Origin of the sequence: Gryllotalpicola kribbensis, from assembly GCF_039538245.1 — a bacterium.
Taxonomy (GTDB): domain Bacteria; phylum Actinomycetota; class Actinomycetes; order Actinomycetales; family Microbacteriaceae; genus Gryllotalpicola; species Gryllotalpicola kribbensis.
Map to the genome: position 1 here is coordinate 1 of NZ_BAABBX010000003.1, position 13,745 is coordinate 13,745.

The 13,745-nt window shown below is 71.3% G+C and carries 14 protein-coding genes; 6 read left to right on the forward strand and 8 right to left on the reverse strand.

Annotated features, from left to right (window positions below):
- From ABD716_RS02125 to ABD716_RS02135, 3 genes are all read left to right on the forward strand, one after another.
- On the forward strand, positions 1-280 hold a 280-nt coding region (locus ABD716_RS02125; protein ID WP_344773317.1), incomplete at its 5' end, for an ABC transporter permease.
- Positions 281-311: 31 nt separating this feature from the next.
- Positions 312-1,202 (forward strand): DUF5666 domain-containing protein, encoded by an 891-nt coding sequence (locus tag ABD716_RS02130; protein ID WP_344773319.1) that lies wholly within the window; start codon positions 312-314, stop codon positions 1,200-1,202.
- A complete protein-coding gene (locus ABD716_RS02135) occupies positions 1,195-3,144 on the forward strand; it encodes an efflux RND transporter periplasmic adaptor subunit (RefSeq protein ID WP_344773321.1) in 1,950 nt (649 codons plus the stop codon). Before ABD716_RS02130 ends, ABD716_RS02135 begins: the two co-directional genes overlap by 8 nt.
- 20 nt (positions 3,145-3,164) lie before the next feature.
- Here the strand turns inward: ABD716_RS02135 and ABD716_RS02140 are convergent, their stop codons facing one another.
- The 3 genes from ABD716_RS02140 to ABD716_RS02150 all read right to left on the reverse strand — a co-directional run bounded on the left by ABD716_RS02140 (position 3,165) and on the right by ABD716_RS02150 (position 5,778).
- Entirely contained in the window at positions 3,165-4,685 is a 1,521-nt protein-coding gene (locus ABD716_RS02140; protein ID WP_344773323.1) for a L,D-transpeptidase family protein, read from the reverse strand.
- A gap of 118 nt (positions 4,686-4,803) precedes the next feature.
- The gene (locus ABD716_RS02145) at positions 4,804-5,199 is read right to left on the reverse strand and encodes a hypothetical protein (RefSeq protein WP_344773325.1); all 396 of its coding nucleotides are present in this window, start codon (positions 5,197-5,199) and stop codon (positions 4,804-4,806) included.
- Between the two features lie 18 nt (positions 5,200-5,217).
- Positions 5,218-5,778: a type 1 glutamine amidotransferase domain-containing protein gene (locus tag ABD716_RS02150; RefSeq protein ID WP_344773327.1), complete on the reverse strand. Its 561-nt coding sequence runs from the start codon at positions 5,776-5,778 to the stop codon at positions 5,218-5,220.
- A 153-nt stretch (positions 5,779-5,931) separates the two neighbouring features.
- Between ABD716_RS02150 and ABD716_RS02155 the strand changes: the two genes are divergently transcribed.
- The gene (locus ABD716_RS02155) at positions 5,932-6,813 is read left to right on the forward strand and encodes a manganese catalase (RefSeq protein WP_344773329.1); all 882 of its coding nucleotides are present in this window, start codon (positions 5,932-5,934) and stop codon (positions 6,811-6,813) included.
- A 17-nt stretch (positions 6,814-6,830) separates the two neighbouring features.
- Positions 6,831-7,352 carry a metallophosphoesterase family protein gene (locus ABD716_RS02160; protein ID WP_344773331.1) on the forward strand — a complete coding sequence of 174 codons (522 nt, stop codon included), beginning with the start codon at positions 6,831-6,833 and terminating at the stop codon, positions 7,350-7,352.
- On the opposite strand, the gene ABD716_RS02165 is transcribed toward ABD716_RS02160, so the two are convergent.
- Genes ABD716_RS02165 through ABD716_RS02185 form a run of 5 tightly spaced genes read right to left on the reverse strand, consistent with a single transcriptional unit; the run spans position 7,324 to position 13,221 of the window.
- A complete protein-coding gene (locus tag ABD716_RS02165; protein WP_344773333.1) occupies positions 7,324-7,779 on the reverse strand; it encodes a hypothetical protein in 456 nt (151 codons plus the stop codon). The genes ABD716_RS02160 and ABD716_RS02165 overlap by 29 nt on opposite strands.
- A gap of 8 nt (positions 7,780-7,787) precedes the next feature.
- Positions 7,788-8,936 carry a zinc-dependent alcohol dehydrogenase gene (locus tag ABD716_RS02170; RefSeq protein ID WP_344773335.1) on the reverse strand — a complete coding sequence of 383 codons (1,149 nt, stop codon included), beginning with the start codon at positions 8,934-8,936 and terminating at the stop codon, positions 7,788-7,790.
- Positions 8,933-9,928, reverse strand: a complete 996-nt coding sequence (locus tag ABD716_RS02175) for an SDR family NAD(P)-dependent oxidoreductase (RefSeq protein WP_344773337.1) — start codon at positions 9,926-9,928, stop codon at positions 8,933-8,935. The genes ABD716_RS02170 and ABD716_RS02175 overlap by 4 nt, the downstream gene beginning before the upstream one ends.
- 48 nt (positions 9,929-9,976) lie before the next feature.
- Complete coding sequence (locus ABD716_RS02180; RefSeq protein WP_344773339.1) at positions 9,977-12,310, reverse strand: glycoside hydrolase family 65 protein; 2,334 nt, start codon at positions 12,308-12,310, stop codon at positions 9,977-9,979.
- Positions 12,307-13,221 (reverse strand): PfkB family carbohydrate kinase, encoded by a 915-nt coding sequence (locus ABD716_RS02185; RefSeq protein WP_344773341.1) that lies wholly within the window; start codon positions 13,219-13,221, stop codon positions 12,307-12,309. The genes ABD716_RS02180 and ABD716_RS02185 overlap by 4 nt, the downstream gene beginning before the upstream one ends.
- A 110-nt stretch (positions 13,222-13,331) precedes the next feature.
- On the opposite strand from ABD716_RS02185, the gene ABD716_RS02190 reads away from it, so the two are divergent.
- Positions 13,332-13,733, forward strand: a complete 402-nt coding sequence (locus tag ABD716_RS02190; protein ID WP_344773444.1) for a Fur family transcriptional regulator — start codon at positions 13,332-13,334, stop codon at positions 13,731-13,733.
- Positions 13,734-13,745 lie beyond the last annotated feature (12 nt).

Consider the following 13,745-nt stretch of genomic DNA (forward strand, 5'->3'; position numbering starts at 1 on the left):
CGGCCTGCGGAAGGCGCTCGGCGCGCCGCCCGGGGCGATCAGGAACCAGTTCCTCGTCGAGGCCGCCATCCTCGGACTCACCGGCGGCATCGTCGGGGCCGGCCTCGGCGTCCTCGCCGCTCTCACCCTGCCCGCCGCCATCGGCTCGACGATCGTCATCAGCGGCGCCGCGGTCGGACTCTCTCTCGTCGTCGCGATCGGCATCGGCCTGGTCTTCGGCGTCTACCCCGCCACCCGCGCCGCCCGGCTCGCCCCGATCGACGCGCTGCGCACCGAATAAGTCGAACACGTACGGAATCAAGGAGAAGAACATGACCCGGAAAACCCCCTTTGCCATCGGCGCCGCGCTCGCCGCGGCTGCCGTGCTGACGCTCGCGGGCTGCAGCTCCAACTCGACCTCCTCCGGAACCTCGTCGAAGTCCGACTCCGGCTCCACCGCCCAGCAGGGAGGGTCCGGCGGGCAGCGCGGGGGTGTCTCGGGCGAGATAGCCGCGATCGACGGAACGACACTCCAGGTGCAGGACAGCTCCTCGCAGACGGCGGTGAGCTACAGCTCGAGCACCAGCATCCTCACGAACGCTACCGCCTCGCTCTCCGACGTCACGGTCGGCTCGTGCATCACGGCCTCGTCGATGCCCAGCACGTCGAGTTCGAGTTCTTCATCGTCGAGCTCGGCAGCGGGCATCACCTCGGTCAGCATCACCGCCGCGGTCGACGGCAGCTGCACCACTGGGTTCGGCGGCGGCGGTGCACCGAGCGGTGGCGGCTCGGGCTCCGCGTCCCGCCCGAGCGATATGCCGAGCGGCATGCCCTCAGCGGCGAAGGGCTCGGGCCCATCCGGGAACTTCACGGCACCGACCAGCGGCGAGGTCACCGCGGTCAGCGGCGACACGATCACCGTCAGGGTGACGAACCCGCAGACGAAGAAGACCTCGACCAAGAAGGTCACCGTCACCTCGTCCACCACCTACACCAAGCAGCAGACCACCTCGAGCTCCGCGCTCGTCGTCGGCCAGTGCGCTGCCGTGCAGGGCAAGGCGGACGACTCGGGCACGGTCAGCGCGACGTCGATCACCGTGAGCGCGCCGGACTCGGACGGCAGTTGCGCCTCGGGCTTCGGCGGTGCCGGTGGCCCTGGCGGCCAGGGCGGCCCCGGTGGCAGCGGCAACGACAGCTCGGACGGAGGCAGCACGAATGGCTGAGTCCCGGGAACTTCGCCGGCGTCGCGCTCGGCGCCGCAAGCGCATCGTCATCGGCACGGCCGTCGGCGTCGTGCTCGCTGTGGCCGCGGGCGGAACCGCCTATGCGCAACTCGCCGGCAGCGGCCCCGGCTACCGCACGGCGACGGCCGCGAAGGCCGATGTCGTGCAGACCTCGACACTGAGCGGCACCGTCGCCTCGGCGTCCGAGACCGAGCAGTCCTTCCAGGTCGCAGGCACCGTCTCGGCGGTGAAGGTGAAGGTCGGCCAGACCGTGAAAGCGGGCGCGACCCTCGCGACGCTCGACACGGACTCGCTCGAGGACGCGATCACGAGCGCCGAGCAGGCGGTCACCACGGCGGAGCAGACGCTGGAATCCGACGAGGACTCGCAGACCTCGACGTCGAGCACCTCGTCTTCGTCGAGCACCTCGTCTTCGTCGAGCAACTCGGCCGCGGCGACCGCCTCGTCAGAATCGTCCGCGTCGAGCGCCGAGAAGATCGTCACGACCGCCTCTGTGACGACCGCGGCGAGCACCTCGTCGAGCTCGACGTCGCTCGCCACGCAGATCGCGGCGGTCCAGGCGGCGCAGAAGGCGCTGATCGCGGACTACGACGAGCTGACGGGTGCCGTCACCAACACGCAGACCGAGATCAGTGCCGTCCAGACGACGCTGAACGCGCTGCTCGACACGGATGCCTCGACCAGTGCGTGCGCCGCCTTCGCCGAAGACACGGCCGACTCCGCCGACGACCTCACACAGGCGCAGAACGACCTCGCGAGCTGCCAGGCGGCGGTTGCGACCGCGCTCACGGGCGGCGGAACGCCGGCCGACGGGTTGTCGGCCGGCACCGACGTCGCCACCGGAATCTCCGACCTCGGCACGACGCTCACGAACCTGAAGGGCCTCGGCTCGCAGCTCACCTCCGACGAGACGGCGCTCACCACCGCCGTGACGGCGCTGCAGGACGCCGCGAGCTCCGCGGCGGAGCCGTCGAGCGGCAGCGCCGGCTCCGGCGGCTCGAGCAGCTCCGGCAGCGCAGGTTCCGGCAGCAGCCAGGCGCCGACGACCGGCGGCTCTGACTCGGGGGCAGCGTCGGGTTCCGGCTCCGCCGGCTCGGGAAGCTCGACGACGGGCTCGGGCTCTGGCGCAGCCACCGGCACCGGCCAGGCCTCGACCGCGGCATCCGCCGAGCAGATCGTCGCCGACGAGGCCGCGGTCACCAGCGCGAAGGCGCAGCTCGCCGTCGCGCAGGAGAACCTCACCATGGCCACGCTCACGACGCCGATCGGCGGAACGGTCGCATCCGTGTCACTGAGCGCGGGCGAGAGCGTCACCGCGAGCTCCAGCACTGAGACGATCACGGTCGTCGGCGACAACGGCTGGGTCGTCGACACGAGCGTCGGGGTGACGGGCATCGGGGCGCTGAAAGTGGGGCAGCAGGCATCCGCCACCGTCTCAGGTGTGAGCGCAAAGCTCACGGGCGCCGTCAGCTCGATCGGTGTCCTCAACACTGCGAGTGACTCAAGCACGCCGAGCTACGACGTGAAGATCAAGCTCGACGACACGGATGCTGCGCTGCTCAACGGTGCCTCGGCGAACCTCGACGTCAGCATCACGACCGCGAAGGACGTGCTGAGCGTTCCGAGCTCGGCGGTGCACGTCGCCTCGGGTGATAAGTACACCGTCTACGTCGTGAAGAACGGCAAGCTCGTCACCACGAGTGTCGAGGTCGGCGCAGTCGGGTCCGACCGCACCCAGATCACCTCGGGGCTCGCCGCAGGCGATCAGGTCGAGTTGGCCGATCTGTCCTCCACGACGAGCAGCGACAGCACCTCGAGCTCGAGCAGCAGCCGCCTCGGCGGCAGCACGAGCGGCGGCTTCGGCCCGTCTGGCGGGTCGGGTGGCGCCGGTGGCCCGGACAGTGGGCCGCCCGGGCAGTGAGCCGCTCCGGCGCCGTCGGCCTACTCGTGCACCCACACCTCGGTGCCGACCTGCGCGAACTTGTAGACGGTCAGGGCGTCGGCGATGCGCATGTTCACGCAGCCGTGGCTCATGCGCGCGCCGGGGCCGAAGTTGTTGTGCCAGTAGGTGCCGTGGAAGCCCTGGTCTCCGTCGAAGTACGAGATCCACGGCACGTTCTTCGTGCAGTAGTCGAACTGCGGGTGCTTCCCGTCGCAGTTGCCCATGTCCTGCGTGGGCAGCTGGGTGTAGACGGTGTAGTGGCCGTCGCGGGTGTCGTGACCGGGCTTTCCGATCGCGATCGGGTAGGTCGCGATCAGCTTCTCCTGCCCGGCCTTCGGGCCCTCGTACAGGTAGGTCATGCCGGCGCTCTTGTCGACCTCGAGGCGGCGGAAGACGGTGGTCGTCGTGTACTTCTGCACCTCGCCCTGGAGCGAGAACTTGAGGTTCGAGTTCGTGAGGTCTGTTGCGATCTGCGCGGCGACGCCGTCGGTCGAGCTGATGCCAAAGCCGTCGTGGCCCTGCTGGACGACGCGCAGCGTCTTGCCGGCCGAGTTGGTGACGACCGTGGCGTTCTGCGCCGACTTGTTGACCTTTGCGGGCAGGTCGGCCACGGCCGCGTTGATGGCCGCCTGCTTCGGCGTGACCGAGAACTCGCCCGTCGTCGGGTCGGCCTTGATCTCCATCCACGAGGCGACGGTGGCGAGCGACACCGCTGCGGCACGCGTGCCCTGCAGATAGAACCCGGCCGAGTCGGCCTGGGCGTTGAGCTTGTCGGCGAACGCCTGGGCCTTCGCGGTCGTGGCGGCGGCGTCGACCTCGGTCTGCTTCGGGTGCAGCGTCACCGAGGACGCCGTGGCGGGTGCTGCGCCGAGCCCGAGGGCGGTGCCTGTGGGGGAGCCGAGTGCGTCGGTCAGGCTGGTCGCGAGCGCCGCGACGTCGACGCCGCGGCCGGGCTCGGCCGCGGTGGCGGTGAACTTCCCGGACTTGGTGTCGAACACGACGCCGGCGTCGGTCGCATCGGAGAAGAGCTGCGGCGCCGCCTGCCTCAGCGCCGGAAGGGCCACGGCCGGGTCGATCGTGACCTTGCCGGCGGAGGGCTGCGGATTCCACGCCGTGACGTTCCACAGGGGGTGCTCGCTGTGCGCATCGGCGGCGAGCGACGTCGCGTCGACGGTCGCGCCGAGCTGAGCGGCGGTGAGCGTCGCATCGCCGATGTGGATCGTGAGGTCGGCGAGGCGGTCTTCGATGGCCTGGCGAGCGCCGCCCGGGGTGGTGAGGCCGACCGAGGCGCCGGCGACGGTCACGCCGGGGGCGATGAGGAGGAGGGAGGCGGCCACGGCGGCCGCGGCGACGAACCCGCCGGGGATGCCGAACCAGAGGCCGAGGTGCTTCTTGCGCGGCGGGTGCTCGACCGAGATCCAGGTCGGCTGGGAGCCGGCGGTGGCCGAGGCGTCGAGCGTCGCAGTCCGGGCGGTTGCGCCCACGGCCGCGTTCTCGGCACCGGTCACGTTCTCGGTCATGCTGTCTTTCCCCCTGTCGGCGTTGCTGCCACGTTAATCGACATACGCTCACAAGAGGCTACGACGAGGTAGCCGCATCTCTGCTGTCATCTTCGGACACGAAGCTGCAACGAAACCGCTACCCGGCGCCGCTCGGCGGGTGCGCGAGCAGCTCGGCCCGGTCCATGAGATATCCCGAGAGCTCTGCAAGGGCCTCGGGCTGGGTGGCGCTCCAGCGCACGAACGCCACGCCCTCGCGCATGACGAGCGGGCCGGATTCGCCGGTGCGCTGCAGCCGGTCGACGTCGACCGGCACGGCGTTGAAGTTCACGGTCTCGCCGGCCGGGAACCCGCCGCGCAGCGCCGCGGCCTGCAGTTCGCGCCGCTCGGCGACCGCGAGCGCGACGACGGAGCGGCGAGCCGGCTGCTCGGCGCGCACCACGTCGCCGGAGCCCGCGAGCGCGGCAGCGTGAGACAGGGCGAGGGCGCGGATTCCGGCGATCGTCTCGCCCGCGGCATCCGCGCCCTCGATCATGAATCCGATGCTAGATCGTCACACGTGCTGGCCCTCGTGCGCGCCTTCCGCGACCTCTTCGATCAGCTTGGCCGAGAACGCCGGGATGTCGTCGGGCTTGCGGCTCGTGACGAAGCCCTTGTCGACGTGCACCTCCTCGTCGACCCAGGTGGCACCGGCGTTGCGCAGGTCGGTCTGAAGGCTCGGCCACGAGGTCAGCGTGCGGCCGTCGACGACGCCCGCCTCGATGAGGGTCCACGGTGCATGGCAGATAGCCGCGACCGGCTTGTGCGCCGCGAAGAACGCCTTGGCGAACTCGACGGACGCCTGATCGGTGCGCAGCGCGTCGGCGTTCACGACGCCGCCCGGCAGCACGAGGGCGTCGTAGTCGTCGGGGGATGCCTGGCCGATCGGCACCTCGACCGAGAACTCGTCGCCCTTGTCGACGTGATTGAAGCCCTGCACGGTGTCGGGCTTCGGTGAGATGAGCACCGCCGTCGCGCCCGCTTCTTCGACCGCCTGCCGCGGGCCGGTGTACTCCACCTGCTCGACGCCGTCGGTCATCAGGAATGCGATCTTCTTTCCATTCAACTGAGCCATGCCTGGGCCATACCCGGCAGGCGGTGGGCGCAATCCGAAGCCGTCGGCGAGTGCGCGCACAGAGTACGCGGGATCTCGCCCGCGCCAAGCCCCTGCCCGCGGCGAAACGCGCTCCGTAGCGTCGCCTGCTCCGATGAACGAGGGGAAGAGACGATGTTCTTTCACAAGCAAGAGCTGCAGCATGCGGCCAGCCCGACGAAGCCGGACGCCGTGTATGCCCGCAAGCTGCAGGAGGTGCTGGGCGGCCAGTACGGCGAGATCACGGCGGCGCTGCAGTACCAGTTCCAGGCATGGAACATGCACATTCCGGGCAAGTGGCGGGATCTCGTGTTCGGGATCGGCGCAGAGGAGCTCGGCCATGTCGAGATGCTGGCGACGATGATCGCGCAGCTGCTCGAGAAGGCCCCGCTCGGGATCACGAACGATGCCGTGCAGGACGACCCTACGGTGGCCGCGGTCGTCGGCGGCACCGACATCCAGCAGGCGATCGTCGCCGGCGCGGGCGCCCGTGCGGTCGACAGCATGGGGAATCCGTGGTCGGGTTCGTACCTGACCGCGAGCGGCAATCTGCTCGCGGACTTCACCGCGAATGCGAACGCCGAGATGCAGGGGCGCGTCCAGGTGGCACGCCTGTACCACATGACCGACGACGCGGGCGTGCGCGATCTGCTGAGCTTCCTGATCGCCCGCGACACGATGCATCAGAACATGTGGATCGCGGCGGCCGCCGAGCTGCGCGACGAGGGGCTGGAGGGCCTTCCGGTGCCGAACAAGTTCCCCGAAGGTCAGCAGGACCAGGCGGTGGCGTACGAGTACATCAATTTCTCCGACGGGGCGAGTGCCGGCGACGGGCGCTGGGCCTCCGGCGCATCGCCCGATGGGAAGGGCGAGTTCAGCTATCGTGAGGCGCCCGAGCAGGGCGTTCCGATGCCGCCGCCGACCCGGCCCGACGCACGCTACTTCGGCACCACCGACCTGCCCAACACCGTCGAGGAGGTCGCCGCGGTCGCGCAGGACAAGCTCGACATGGAGTGACGCGTCAAGATCGACACGTGACCACCTCGCTGCTGATGCTCGCCGACACCCACGTTCCGAAACGGGCCCGCGAGCTGCCGGCCGAGGTGTGGGACGCTGTCGATCGCGCCGACGTCGTGGTGCACGCGGGGGACTGGGTCTCGGCTGAACTGCTCGATCAGCTGAGCGACCGAGCCCGCGTGCTGCACGGCGTGTACGGCAACAACGACGGCGCCGAGCTGCGCGCGCGACTGCCCGAGATCGCCCGCTGGGAGGTCGAGGGTCTGCGCTTCGCCGCGATCCACGAGACCGGTGCGGCAGCCGGCCGCGAGCGCCGCATGGACGAGCTCTTCCCCGACGCCGACGTGCTCGTCTTCGGGCACAGCCACATCCCGTGGGACACGACGACGCCCGGCGGGCTGCGCCTGCTCAACCCGGGCTCGCCCACGGACCGCCGCCGTCAGCCCTACTGCAGCTACCAGTGGATGAGGGTCGACGACGGCGCTGTGCGCGACGTCGAGCTCGTACTGCTCAACCGCGCCGGCCGCGCCGCAGGCTGACCAGCGCGCCCACGGCCGCGGCGCCGATCAGCCACGGTGCTGCCGCGCGCACGGGGTCGCGCTCGAAGCGGGCGCCCATCGCCTCAACGCGGTCGCCGGCGATGAGCAGCAGCCAGTGCGCCGCGCGGCCCTCGCTGAAGTTGTCATAGGCGAAGCGACGGATGACTCCCGAGACGCCGCGCAGGGGAGAGGTCGTGCCGAACACCGGCGTCAGCTGCCGGTGCTCGATGGAGCGCTCGCGGTCATCGCCTCCGGCCTGCCGCTCGGGCACGTCCCAGTGCGCGCCGCTCGCCGCGGGGTCGAAGCGCTCACGCGGAGAGGAGGGGCGGTCGGCCGGGTCGCTGTCCGCGCCCCAGCCGGGAATGCGCGAGCGCAACGCCTCAGCGTCGAACGGCGGGCGCTCGGTTCCTGCGGTGTACGGGTCCATGAGATCTCCTAGCTTCCCGACGGCACGAGCAGTGCCTTGATGATGCCGTCTTCTTTCCCGGAGAACATGCGGTAGCCGTCGGCGACCTCATCGAGCGGGATGCGGTGCGTGACGATGTCGCTCGGCGTGAGGAATCCGCTCTTGATGTGCTCGAGCAGCCTCGGCCACTGCCGCTTCACCGGGCACTGGTTCATGCGCAGCGTGAGCCCCTTGTTCATGGCGTCGCCGAACTTCACGGCGCTGAACATCGGCCCGTAGGCGCCGAGCACCGACACTGTGCCACCCTTGCGCACGCCGTCGATCGCCCAGTTGAGCGCAACGGGCGACCCGCCCTGCAGCTTGAGCTTGGTCGCCGTGACGTGCTGCAGCCGGTTGCCGTCGGCCTCGGCACCGACCGCGTCGATCACGACATCGGCGCCGAGCCCGTCGGTCGCGTTCTTCAGTTCGACGATGATGTCGCGATAGTGCTCGTAGTTGCGGGTCTCGGCGAAGGCGAACGCGCGCGCCTTCTCGAGCCGGTAGTCGAGCCGGTCGACGACGATCACGCGCCCGGCGCCCATCAGCCAGGCCGAGCGCGCGGCGAACAGCCCGACGGGCCCCGCGCCGAGCACGACGACGGTGTCGCCCGGCGTGATGTCGCCGAGCTGCGCGCCGAAGTAGCCGGTGGCGAGGGCATCCGTCATCAGCAGGGCGTCGGCGTCGTCGAGCCAGTCCGGAATGACGCTGGGGCCGACATCGGCGAACGGCACGCGCACGTACTCGGCTTGCCCGCCGTCGTAGCCGCCGCAGGTGTGCGAGTAGCCGTAGATGCCCCCGACCGCTGTGGCGTTCGGGTTGACGTTGTGGCAGTTCGAGTACAGCCCGCGGGCGCAGAAATAGCAGGAGCCGCAGTACACGTTGAACGGCACCATCACGCGGTCGCCGACTGCGAGGTTCTGAACGGATGCCCCGACCTCGACGACCTCGCCGATGAACTCGTGGCCGAACGTGGTGCCCACCCGGGTGTCGGGCATCATGCCGTGATACAAGTGCAGGTCGGAACCGCAGATGGAGGCGAGCGTGACCCGCACGATCGCGTCGTTCGGGTGCTCGATCACCGGCTCGGGCTTCTCTTCCACGCCGACCTGATACGGCCCGCGATACACCATCGCCTTCATCGCCTGGCTCCCTTCTTCCCCTGTTTCGCGGACTTCGCGAAGAGCCACCAGAGCGGAACCGCCACCGCGGCGACCAGCATCAGACGGCTCATCGCCTGACGGCTGCCGCCCCGCCAGCCGCCGCCCACGCTCGCGTCCGCGTCGGGGAAGGGCTCGAAGAGGTTGCCGCTCGTGCCCGTGGCGCGTCCGCGCGTGAACTGGGTGCGCTGCGTGAGCTGGGCGAGCTCGGCCTCGGTGAGCCCCGGCGCGAGCCGGTGCATCGGGATGAACATCGTGCCGGCCAGGTTCGCCGTCGTCTCGCGCGGGTGCTTCGCCGCCGCGCGGAGGATCGCCTTGCCCGCGGAGCCCACCGGGTAGACGGGCGGCATCGCGCGCAGCCTATGGTCCGAGCGGTTGGCCGAGTGCCGGTAGGCCGGCGTGTCGGTCGTTGCTGGGATCACGGTGCTCACATGGATGTGCCGGTGCTTCTCGAGCGCCAGCTCGCTCCGAACGGCGGCCGACAGGGCGCGGATCGACGCCTTGGTGGCGCTGTAGACCGCGGCATACGGCTGCGGCACCTCGCCGAGCACGGACGAGACGTTGACGATCGTGCCGCGACCTGCCGGCTTCATGGCACGCAGGGCGGCGCGTGTGCCGAGAGCGGTGCCGATGGCGTTGACCTCGAAGATGCGGCGGATCTCGTCCGGCGTCATGCGATCGAGCGGGCCGTAGCCGTCGACGCCCGCGTTGTTGACCCAGACGTCGATCCGGCCGAAGTGCGCGAAGGCGGTGTCGACGACCGCTTGCAGCTCTGCCTCGGCGCTGATGTCCGCAGCCACGGCGACGGCGGCCGCGGCGCCCTTGCGCCGACACTCGGCGGCGACGTCGTCGAGCACCCGGCCGCGCCTGCTCACCAGCACGAGGCGCGCGTGTCTGCGGGCGAAGCGGAGCGCCGCGTCGCGCCCGATCCCGCTCGATGCCCCCGTGATCACGACGACCTGCTCTCTAGCCATGGCGGGGCTGTACCCGGCTCGCACGGGATGCACGCAGCCCGTAGGGGCTCAGCGGGGCGCGTCGAGGCCAGGCGGCCGGTGGCGCGGCTGGGTCGGCGGCGGCCCGGGGCGGGGGAGCCGGGGAATCGGCGCCGTCACCGATTGCTGCCCCACGCTCAGGGCCTGCCCGCAGTGCGTGACGGTGAGCGGTGGGCCCTCCAGCACTCGGTAGCTCGCCTGCCCCGGTCGGATGTCGACGAGCAGCAGCCGGCCGCACAGGCGCGCGCGGAAGCGCAGCCGGTGCATCCGCTCGGGAAGGCGGGGCGCGAACGCGGGCGCGCCTTCCCCGAGCCGGAGCCCGCCGAACCCGGCGGCGAGTGCCGTCCACAGGCCGGCGGCGGCGGCCAGATGGATGCCGCCCTGCGTGTCGCCGTGCAGGTCGGCGAGGTCCATCTGGGCGACCTCGCGCACGTACTCCGCGGCGAGGTCCACGTGCCCGAGCTCCGCGGCGAGCACGGCCTGCGTCGCGGCCGACAGCGAGGAATCCCTCACCGTGATCGCCTCGTAGTAGGCGAAGTCGCGCTCGCGCTGCGCGGCCGTGAAGACGCCAGGGCGGCGCACGAGCGCGAGGGCGAGATCTGCCTGCTTCGCCACCTCGTGCCGATAGAGCTGCACGTAGGGGTGGTGCTCCATGAGCGGGTACGCGTCGGCCGTCATCTCATCGAACGGCCAGCGCTTCTTCCCTGTGAATCCGGCGGACTGCGCGTGCACCCGCTTCCGCTCGTCGAAGGGCAGGGCGATCGCGTGCGCGGTCGCCTCCCACCGCGCGAGCTCGTCGGCGGTGATGGCAAGGCGCGCGGCGGCCTCACGGTGACGCCGCGCGAACTGCGCGGCGGCGAGCAGGTTCTGCTGCGCCATGAGGTTCGTGTAGAGGTTGTCGTCGCCGAGCGCGGAGTACTCGTCGGGCCCGGTGACGCCGTCGAGGTGCGCGACGCCCTCGTCGTCGGTGCGCACGAGAGACTGCCACAGCCGGGCGGTCTGCACGAGCAGCTCGACGCCCTCGCGTGCCGCGAATTCCTCGTCGCCCGTCGCCCAGACATAGCGCAGCACCGCATCGGCGATGTCCGCGTTCAGGTGCAGCGCCGCCGTGCTCGCCGGCCAGTAACCCGAGCTCTCGTGCCCATCGATCGTGCGCCACGGGAACGCGGCACCGCGAAAGCCCAGTTCCCGGGCTCGCTGCTGCGCGAGCGGCAGCCCGCGATGCCGCCAGCGCAGTGCGCTCGCGGCGGCCTCGGGGCGCAGCACGGCGAGCACCGGCACGACGAAGCTGTCGAGGTCCCAGAAGGTGTGGCCTTGGTAGCCGGAGCCCGTGAGTCCCTTGGCGGGCGGCGGGAACGGGTCGGCGAACACCACCGACTGGAAGACGTGGAACAGCGCGAAGCGGATCGCCTGCTGCAGCCGCGGGTCGCCGTCGATCTCGACGTCGGCGGTGCGCCAGAACCCGTCGAGCACGGCTCGCTGCCGAGACAGCAGCTCGGCCCAGCCGAGGCGGCGCGCCGTCTCGACCTGAGCGCGCGCCGTCGCGACGAGTTCGGTGGTCTGGTGGTCCGCGCCGGTCGCATAGCCGATGAGCTTGGTCACCGTGAGAGCGCGGCCGGGCGTCAGGGCCGCCGTGATCGTCGTGCGGATGCCTGCGGCATCCGCTCGCGCCCGCATCTCAGCTCCTCCGCCGACGTCGTGATGCACCGCCGCAGCGACGGCCAGGCCGCTGTGCGCGGTGGCGTGAGATGCGGCGCCGCCCGCGTCGTCGGCTTCCGACCAGCTCGGGACGAGCGCGGCGATCGACTCGAGGCCGTCCTCGTTCTGCTGAGGGGTGTCTGCGGCCTCGAGCAGCGAGACGATCGTGGCGTCGTGCCGGCCGTCGAGGGCCTCGACCTCGAAGCGCACCGCGGCCAGGCCGCGCTCGCAGAGCGAGACCAGGCGAGTCGAGCGCACGCGCACGCGGGCCCCGGCTGGCGATTCCCACACCGTCTCGCGCGTCAGGGTGCCGTCGCGCAGCTCGAGCCGCTGCTCATGCGCGTGCACCGTGCCTGCGCCCAGGTCGAGCCGCTCCCCGTCGATGCTGAGCGCGATCACGGCTCCGTCCGGAGCGCCGGCGAGCGCCTGCCCGAACTTCGGGTAGCCGTAGGCCGGCTCCGCATAGGCGAGCGGGAAGCGCTCGAAGAATCCGTTCAGGCGGCAGGTGCCGCCGAGCGACGACGGCTTCTCGTCGAGGGTGCCGCGCCACCCGAGGAATCCGTTCGACAGTGCGAACAGCGACTCGAGCTGGGGAGCCCAGGCGGGCTCATGCCCCGACACGCCGACGGCCCAGTCCTCGACGGTGAGCGGCGCGCGCGAGCTCACTGTGCACCGTCAGGCCGAAGCCGGCCGAGCTCAGGCCGGCCGCCGAGAAGCTGCACCGTCGCGCTCGCCGCGGCGGCGGCGAGGCGCCCCGAGCGCTCCGGGCTCCAGCCGCGCCGAACGCCGGTGACGAGCCCGGCGAGGAAGGCGTCGCCGCCCCCGGTCACGTCGACGACGCGGCTGTCAGCGAACCGCAGGAAGGCGTCGTCGCCGTGCCAGGCGATGAGGTCGCCTGCGCCTGGCACGCCGATGGCGACGAGCTCCGGGCCGCGCCTGAGCAGCTCCGCGGCCGCGCGCCGCGCCGCGTCCAGGTCGCCGATCTCGCGCCCGGTCAGCAGCGCGGCCTCTGCGGCATCCGCGCGCACGACCTGCGCCCGGGTGAGCAGCTCATCGCGCGCGTCCCCCTCGATGGCGCCGTCGAGCACGATGCGCGCCTGCGCGCGGGTCGCGATCTCGGCGGCCGCGAGCAGGGCCTCGGCAGGCTGCTGCAGCTGGAGGCAGACGGTGTCGGCCGCCGTGATCGCGGCGGACGCGCGGTGCACGTCGTCCGCGGTGAGCAGCGCGTCGCCCGGCACGTGCTCGAGCAGACGCCGCGCGCCGCCCGAGTCGACCACGTCGACGAGCAGGGCGGTCGTGCCTCGCCGTGCCGCGCAGGCCACGCCGATGCCCTGTTCGACCGCCTCGTGCAGGGCGGACGCCCCGGCCGGATCGTCCCCTGCCACGGCGATCAGCTCGACGGCGTTGCCGAGCTGCCGCAAGCCGAGGGCATGGTTCGCGCCCTTGCCGCCGAGCAGCTCGCGGCGCTGCCGCACGGGGGAGCTGCCGCCGGCGTCCGGCACGGCGTCCACCTGCAGCACGAGGTCGCGCGCGAGCTGCCCGAGCACGGCGACGTGGCCCGGGTGACGTGTCTCCATGATCGGGCGATACCCGCACTCCGCGTCGTTCGCACGCCCGGCGTTTTCTTGACTCGATCAAGAAAAGCCGGAATGCTGGGCATGTGACGATCGCGGTGGACATCGAGCGGATGCTTCGCGATGCCGGCCTCAGAGTGACGCGCCCCCGGCTCGCCGTCTTCGACGCGGTGCACCGCAACCCGCACTCCGACACCGACACCCTGATCGCCGCGGCCCGCGCCGAGCTGCCCGAGGTGTCGCACCAGGCGGTCTACGACACGCTGCACACGCTCACCGAGGCGGGGCTCGTGCGGCGCATCCAGCCGCAGGGCTCGCTCGCGCGCTACGAGGCCCGCGTCGGCGACAACCATCACCACGCCGTGTGCCGCAGCTGCGGAGCCGTGCAGGACGTCGACTGCGCCGTGGGCGAGTCGCCCTGCCTCGAGCCCTCCGACGCGCACGGCTTCCGCATCGAGACGGCCGAGGTCGTCTACTGGGGGCTCTGCCCCGACTGCGCATCGACTTCTCTCTAGCCACAACCACCC

What these genes read in the sequence shown, in the direction of transcription:
- ABD716_RS02130 (WP_344773319.1), top strand. Translation starts at nt 312, where the DNA reads ATGACCCGGAAAACCCCCTTTGCCATCGGCGCCGCGCTCGCCGCGGCT.
- ABD716_RS02135 (WP_344773321.1), top strand. Translation starts at nt 1,195, where the DNA reads ATGGCTGAGTCCCGGGAACTTCGCCGGCGTCGCGCTCGGCGCCGCAAG.
- ABD716_RS02140 (WP_344773323.1), bottom strand. Translation starts at nt 4,685, where the DNA reads ATGACCGAGAACGTGACCGGTGCCGAGAACGCGGCCGTGGGCGCAACC.
- ABD716_RS02145 (WP_344773325.1), bottom strand. Translation starts at nt 5,199, where the DNA reads ATGATCGAGGGCGCGGATGCCGCGGGCGAGACGATCGCCGGAATCCGC.
- ABD716_RS02150 (WP_344773327.1), bottom strand. Translation starts at nt 5,778, where the DNA reads ATGGCTCAGTTGAATGGAAAGAAGATCGCATTCCTGATGACCGACGGC.
- ABD716_RS02155 (WP_344773329.1), top strand. Translation starts at nt 5,932, where the DNA reads ATGTTCTTTCACAAGCAAGAGCTGCAGCATGCGGCCAGCCCGACGAAG.
- ABD716_RS02165 (WP_344773333.1), bottom strand. Translation starts at nt 7,779, where the DNA reads ATGGACCCGTACACCGCAGGAACCGAGCGCCCGCCGTTCGACGCTGAG.
- ABD716_RS02170 (WP_344773335.1), bottom strand. Translation starts at nt 8,936, where the DNA reads ATGAAGGCGATGGTGTATCGCGGGCCGTATCAGGTCGGCGTGGAAGAG.
- ABD716_RS02175 (WP_344773337.1), bottom strand. Translation starts at nt 9,928, where the DNA reads ATGGCTAGAGAGCAGGTCGTCGTGATCACGGGGGCATCGAGCGGGATC.
- ABD716_RS02185 (WP_344773341.1), bottom strand. Translation starts at nt 13,221, where the DNA reads ATGGAGACACGTCACCCGGGCCACGTCGCCGTGCTCGGGCAGCTCGCG.
- ABD716_RS02190 (WP_344773444.1), top strand. Translation starts at nt 13,332, where the DNA reads ATGCTTCGCGATGCCGGCCTCAGAGTGACGCGCCCCCGGCTCGCCGTC.